Origin of the sequence: Suttonella indologenes (assembly GCF_900460215.1) — a bacterium.
Taxonomy (GTDB): domain Bacteria; phylum Pseudomonadota; class Gammaproteobacteria; order Cardiobacteriales; family Cardiobacteriaceae; genus Suttonella; species Suttonella indologenes.
This window is the reverse complement of record NZ_UHIA01000001.1, coordinates 1-5,696: the sequence shown is the minus strand read 5'-3', so window position 1 is coordinate 5,696 and position 5,696 is coordinate 1. Positions and strand designations below refer to the sequence as shown.

Sequence of the window (5,696 nt, the reverse complement as noted above, 5' to 3'; positions counted from 1 at the left end):
TGCGCCTACGCAAAGTGGCGTAGGTATTGCAGCAGCGACTGTTTCGCCGATGATTTCATATGAAATTGGTCAAAAATTCAAAGAATTAGCTAAAGATAATGCTGATGGCAAATTAACAGAAAAACAACAAGCTGCTCATGTGCTGGCCCATGCGATACTGGGCGCAGCGGTTGCAGCAGCAGGAGACAATAACGCCCTAGCAGGCGCATTGAGTGCAGGTGGTGCGGAGGCGGTTGCGCCTTACATCAGTAAATGGTTATATGGCAAAGACAAAGGCAGCGACTTAACGGCAGAAGAGAAAGAGACTGTAACAGCGATTACAAATTTATTGGGTACAGCTACGGTGCAGCAGTGGGCAACAGCGCAACAGATGCAGCGCAAGGCAGCCTGAATGCGCAAAGTGCGGTGGAGAATAATAGCCTTTATGTTGATAAAAACGGGTAGTTATCCGTAATATTCCTAATGATGACTACAATATCTATCAATATGATTATGTTTGCTACCCTATTGCTAGAAATAATTGTCCTAATTTGACAGACTTTGATGAATTGTATAATTCACCCAAAAAAGTTGTAGGTCAAGTAATGTGGCAGGACTCATTTACTAGTCCAGAATCAGGGAAATCTTTTGGTATCATACATTTTGGGGAAAATATAGAACCATATATCTATCAACTTAATGATAAAGCATGGGGTCAATGGGATACTACTGTTGCTAGAAAAAGTCTTCCAGGAGGAGAATACGATATAAAAGCAATTATCCTGGTGCTGGTTCATATCATGGATTTTATTTCAGGGTAAATATATTTCATTGAGAGATGCTGGAAACATCTTAGCAGGTATGAATGCTGCTGTTAATGGAAAAACTTTTGATGAATTTCGGGCAAGGGACATTTTAGGTGCTAAAAAGTTTGAAAAACCTTATTCTGTAAGGCTTTTAGCGAGGTCAAAAGCTTTGAACACAAAAAATGCTTTTTCTGTGGCTCAAAACAGGTCAAAAAAGACGGCAGACAAAATCATCAGCAACGATACCAAATGCCGGCAATGCGGTAAGCGTTTTAGCAGCAAAAAGCGTCTTAACCCTCAAGAGTTGTGGACACTTTATAGTAGCGGCAAACAAAGCATGCAAAGCTCGCCCAACGTTTTTCCTGCAACCCGTAAAACCATTGCTAGACATCTCAAACAAGCCCGACTTAGGGAACCTGAACAACGGCATTTTTCATCAGTCAATATCATCATGGATACTACCTACTTTGGACGTAAATTTGGTGTGATGGTGCTGTATGACAGCATCAGCCGACAAGCCTTATCGGTCAGCGAGGTTAAATCAGAAAGCAATGCATTGTATCGACAAGCCATACGAGAGCTACAAGAAAAGGAATACATATTCAGAGTATTATCTGCGATGGAAGAAGAGGATTAACCTCATTATTTCCCGATATTCCCATACAGCTTTGTCAATTCCACCAAGTCAAAACCATTAACCGTTATCTGACAAGAAAACCTCAAACAGCAGCGGCAGTAGATTTAAAACAACTTGCCTTAAGCCTAAAAAACAGCAGCAAAGCGGCATTTGAAGAGCATTTGAATAACTGGCATAAGCAGCATAAAGACTTTCTCAACGAACGTAGCTCAAATCCCGAAACAGGTAAATCACACTATAGGCACAAACGTTTAAGAAGTGCTTATAACAGTCTGAGGCGCAATCTGCATTGGCTTTTTACCTTTGAAGATTATCCGGAGTTAAACCTGCCAAAAACCACCAATTTGCTTGAAGGAAAATTTGGTGATCTGAAAAGACTTTTAGCTTGTCATTGCGGCATGGGAAAGGACAATAAGGTTAAGTTTATAAAAGATTATTTTGCTTAAAAAACGCTAGATAGCACCTATTTTGTCCCTTAGGCTAAAGAACTCGAAAACAGCACCTAAAATGTCCCTTTGCTCGAAAATTAGTACAAGGCGGCGAACCGCAGATAGTGCAAGCGCGTACGGCAAGATGAGCCAAATCCGTAATACTTTCTCAATTTTTCGACTATATGTTAAGGCGCTCTTATCAATTAGTTACAAAGCCGATTAAGATTGTAGGAAAGGACATTCATCGTCTTTTCATTTCATAATCGGCTATCTCTCAATGTATTGCGCGATAATCCGCATCTGCTTTTTCGAATTTTTCCACCACTTCGCGCTCAGGCGTTTTGCTCAATAAGGATACGGCAACCACCGCCAAGCCGCACAAAATAAATCCGGGCACGATTTCATACATGGTCGGCAAACCCGCTTTGCTCAATGCCGGATTCACTTTTTCCGCCCATAGCACCACCACGACTGCGCCGCTAATCATGCCGGCCAAAGCGCCTGAAGCCGTCATGCGCTTCCACATCACCGATAAAATCACCACCGGTCCGAAGGCTGCGCCGAAGCCCGCCCAAGCATAGGACACCAAGCCCAGCACTTTGCTGTCGGGATTACCGGCAATCAAAATGGCAATAATCGCCACCGCCAATACCATAATCCGCCCTACCCAGACCAATTCGTTTTGCGCAGCATTCGGGCGCAGAAAGCCTTTGTAAAAATCTTCGGTAATGGCGCTGGAACAGACCAAGAGCTGGCAAGACAGCGTAGACATCACCGCTGCCAAAATCGCACTCAAAATGACGCCGGCAATCCAAGGGTTAAACAATAAGGTTGCCAAAGCAATGAAAATGCGTTCGTCATTACCGCCTAATGCTCCTATTTCTTCGGGATGACCGCCGAAATAAGCAATGCCGAAATAACCGGCCGCCACCGCACCGCCCAAGCAGACAATCATCCACGTCATACCGATGCGGCGTGCACTATTAAGCGATTTCACATTTTCCGCCGCCATAAAGCGCGCCAAAATATGCGGTTGTCCGAAATAGCCTAAACCCCAAGCGGCGGTAGAAATAATGCCTAAGAAGGTCGTACCGGCAAACAGGCTGCTGTATTCTTTGCCGGTATTGGCAGCCACAGCCTGCACCGCCGCGCTCATTTCCGCCGCACCGCCCAAGCTGAGATAGACCATAATCGGCGTTAAAATTAGGGCAAAGAGCATCAGCGTCGCCTGTACGGTATCCGTCCAGCTCACCGCCAAAAAGCCGCCGATAAAAGTATAGGCAATCGTTGCACCGGCACCTAACCACAAAGCGGTGTTGTAACTCATGCCTTCAAACAGACTTTGGAATAAACGCGCCCCCGCCACAATACCTGAAGCACAGTAAATCGTGAAGAAAAACAGAATAATCACGGCGGAAATGACTTTCATTGCCTGCCCTTTGGCACCGAAACGGTGATAAAAATAATCGGGCAAGGTCAAGGCATTATTAGCGTATTCGGTATGCACGCGCAAACGTCCCGAGACAAAGAGCCAGTTCAGCCAAGCGCCGATTGTCAAGCCGATGGCAATCCAGGCCTCGCTCAAACCGCTGGCATAAATCGCACCGGGCAGCCCCATCAGCAGCCAACCCGACATATCGGAGGCGCCGGCGGACATCGCCGTCACATAAGGCCCGAGACTGCGCCCGCCCAAAATATAATCGTCAAAATTGCGTGTGGAAAAATAAGCCGCCAAACCAATCAGCAGCACGGCAATCAAATAAATGCCGAAGGTAATATACATCGGATTATTCATACAAACTCCTCAAGGTGGCACCGCTGAATGCGGTTTTTCTAACATATCGATTAAAACAATGTGTCAAATTGACACGCAAGGATTATTATAGATTTACCTTATTTTGTAAACTGTTACATTGAGTGATTGTAAATTATTTTATTTATACGGTATTTCATCAAAATCAATTGTTTTCAAGCTTGAGGAACAAGCCCTTAGAAAAATTAGCATTATCATTCCATATCAAAGCAAAAGCACAAAAAGCAAAGCCCCTAAGGGCTTTTTTAATGACAGATTTTCTGCAAGAAACTGCGCGTGCGCTCATGCTGCGGATTTGCCAGCAAGTCTTTCGGCGCGCCCTGCTCGACCACCAACCTTTATCCATGACCAGCATCACATCCGCACTTCCAAGGCAAATTGCACTTCATGCGTTACCACCACATTGGTCCAGGCCGTCGGCAGCAAGCGCTTTCATACTGTCTAAAACGTCTTGTACCAATTCGGGATCAAAGGGCGGAAGTCGGTTCGTCAAACAGCAATAATTCGGGACGAATCGCCAAAACCCGTGCAATGCCGACGCGCTGCTGCTGTCCGCCCGAGAGTTGATAAGGATACAAATCCGCCTTATCTGCCAAACCGACTTTACCGAGCAATGCCAAACCTTCGCCAAGGCTGCCGCCGTGAATATGCGTTTAAACATCGCAATGTCCTCCTAAAAAGAAAGGCGCATTGTAGCAAAGACAAGTGTCGGGATGAGAGCAAAAAGTTATAAGCTTATAGTTTTAGGCGGAGAACCTCTGCCGCCCTAGGGCTGCGCCGCTGCCGGCAAAATCAAACGCTCCACCGCATAGCGTCCGCGATAAACAGCCACCTGCAAAAGGTTTGCTCGGGATGTTCGCGTGCGGCAACTTCCATCGGCAAAGCTTCGTTTTCATTGGCATAATAGCGTTTAAAAGGCAGGCTGAAATGCAATGTTTTGCCTGTGCAGTAACCATCGTTAATCCTGACATAATCGTCGCCCTGCGGCGGGATGACGCGATACAAAATCAATCTCCGCCAAACTTGTGCATTCTGCTTCAGACGGGCATACAATTTGCCGCTCACGACCTGATAATCTTCCGTTTGGCAGACATCATTGGCGATTTCCTTGCCGCTGTCGGCGGCAAAATTCAGCGCCACATACTGACCGGCGAAAATAATCGCGCGGATCAATCGGCTCGGTTTGAAAGAGAAAATGCCTGCCTTGCTTTGCGCCTCATAATGCCCCCAAATCACATAAGCAGCGCAAGGGCTTTGCAATATAAAAGCGGCGATTAAACCGTAAAAATAGCCTTTTTTCATGCTGCTTTCCTTTTCTTCATCAAGAAGAGATTGGCGAAAAGTAAAATCAAACCGATGATAATAAACACAACACCGCGCAGCATAAAGCTATACACTTCGTCAAAAAATGCAGCAGCCAAAGCATTGCAGAGCAACAGCAAAAGCGGCATTGAATTTCAGCCAACGCTGCTGTCGTTCCGCCACTATCGCCAAGCATAGTCCCAAGGTAAAGCTCATCAACAAAAAACCTTTATTTGCCAAAGTATTGGTCATCAAATCGGACGTCTGCAACCAATAATTGGCAAACAGCATCAGCGGCAATAAAGCGGCAAAAGCGGCCTGCTCAAAGCGCAAGCGCTTTTGCACGGCCAAAACGACTGCGACGACTGCCAAGCCCGCAGCAAGATAGACAAAAATCGCCACCCAAATCGGTATTCCCCACAAGAAATTATTAGTAAACAACCCTCTATCATCCCAAGCGGATAACAAAGCCAAGAGCAAAATGCCCGCAGCGCCGATGCTCGCCAAAGGATTGCGGGCATAATCCTGCCCGCAGAAAACGCGCCCTAAGACATAATACAGCGGCACCGCCACATAGACCGCCTGCCAAGCCACCTCATCCATATAATCAAACAAAAGCCGCATCAGTAGCAAGAAAGCGAATAAAGCGACAAACCATGCCAAGACACTGCCGCGCTGCCGCCACAGCAGAATGCCGCTCGCCGCCGCCAGCAGCCAATCCGTCGGCA

7 protein-coding genes and 2 pseudogenes are annotated in these 5,696 nt (G+C 46.3%); 5 read left to right on the top strand and 4 right to left on the bottom strand.

Annotation, left to right across the window (positions count from 1 at the left end; all coding sequences use genetic code 11):
• The 5 genes and pseudogenes from DYC63_RS00035 to DYC63_RS13585 form a co-directional block, all read left to right on the top strand.
• Positions 1-391, top strand: a pseudogene (locus DYC63_RS00035) (hypothetical protein); the annotation flags it as partial.
• Positions 352-444 (top strand): VENN motif pre-toxin domain-containing protein, encoded by a 93-nt coding sequence (locus DYC63_RS13590; protein WP_218564494.1) that lies wholly within the window; start codon positions 352-354, stop codon positions 442-444. The pseudogene DYC63_RS00035 and the gene DYC63_RS13590, both read left to right, overlap by 40 nt.
• An 86-nt stretch (positions 445-530) precedes the next feature.
• Positions 531-800, top strand: a complete 270-nt coding sequence (locus tag DYC63_RS00030) for a hypothetical protein (protein ID WP_147284893.1) — start codon at positions 531-533, stop codon at positions 798-800.
• A gap of 40 nt (positions 801-840) precedes the next feature.
• Positions 841-1,422, top strand: coding sequence for a hypothetical protein (locus DYC63_RS12765; protein ID WP_218564493.1), 582 nt, complete (start codon positions 841-843; stop codon positions 1,420-1,422).
• Positions 1,326-1,868, top strand: a complete 543-nt coding sequence (locus tag DYC63_RS13585; protein ID WP_425452108.1) for an IS256 family transposase, variant Zn-binding type — start codon at positions 1,326-1,328, stop codon at positions 1,866-1,868. Before DYC63_RS12765 ends, DYC63_RS13585 begins: the two co-directional genes overlap by 97 nt.
• 259 nt (positions 1,869-2,127) lie before the next feature.
• Here the strand turns inward: DYC63_RS13585 and putP are convergent, their stop codons facing one another.
• From putP to DYC63_RS12435, 4 genes and pseudogenes are all read right to left on the bottom strand, one after another.
• A complete protein-coding gene (gene putP / locus DYC63_RS00020) occupies positions 2,128-3,648 on the bottom strand; it encodes a sodium/proline symporter PutP (protein ID WP_115217353.1) in 1,521 nt (506 codons plus the stop codon).
• Between the two features lie 263 nt (positions 3,649-3,911).
• Positions 3,912-4,292: pseudogene (locus DYC63_RS13470) on the bottom strand (ATP-binding cassette domain-containing protein); the annotation flags it as partial.
• Positions 4,293-4,458: 166 nt separating this feature from the next.
• A complete protein-coding gene (locus DYC63_RS00010) occupies positions 4,459-4,968 on the bottom strand; it encodes a hypothetical protein (protein WP_115217351.1) in 510 nt (169 codons plus the stop codon).
• A gap of 99 nt (positions 4,969-5,067) precedes the next feature.
• Positions 5,068-5,696 (bottom strand): hypothetical protein (locus tag DYC63_RS12435; protein ID WP_218564491.1); only part of this gene is annotated, 629 nt, incomplete at its 5' end.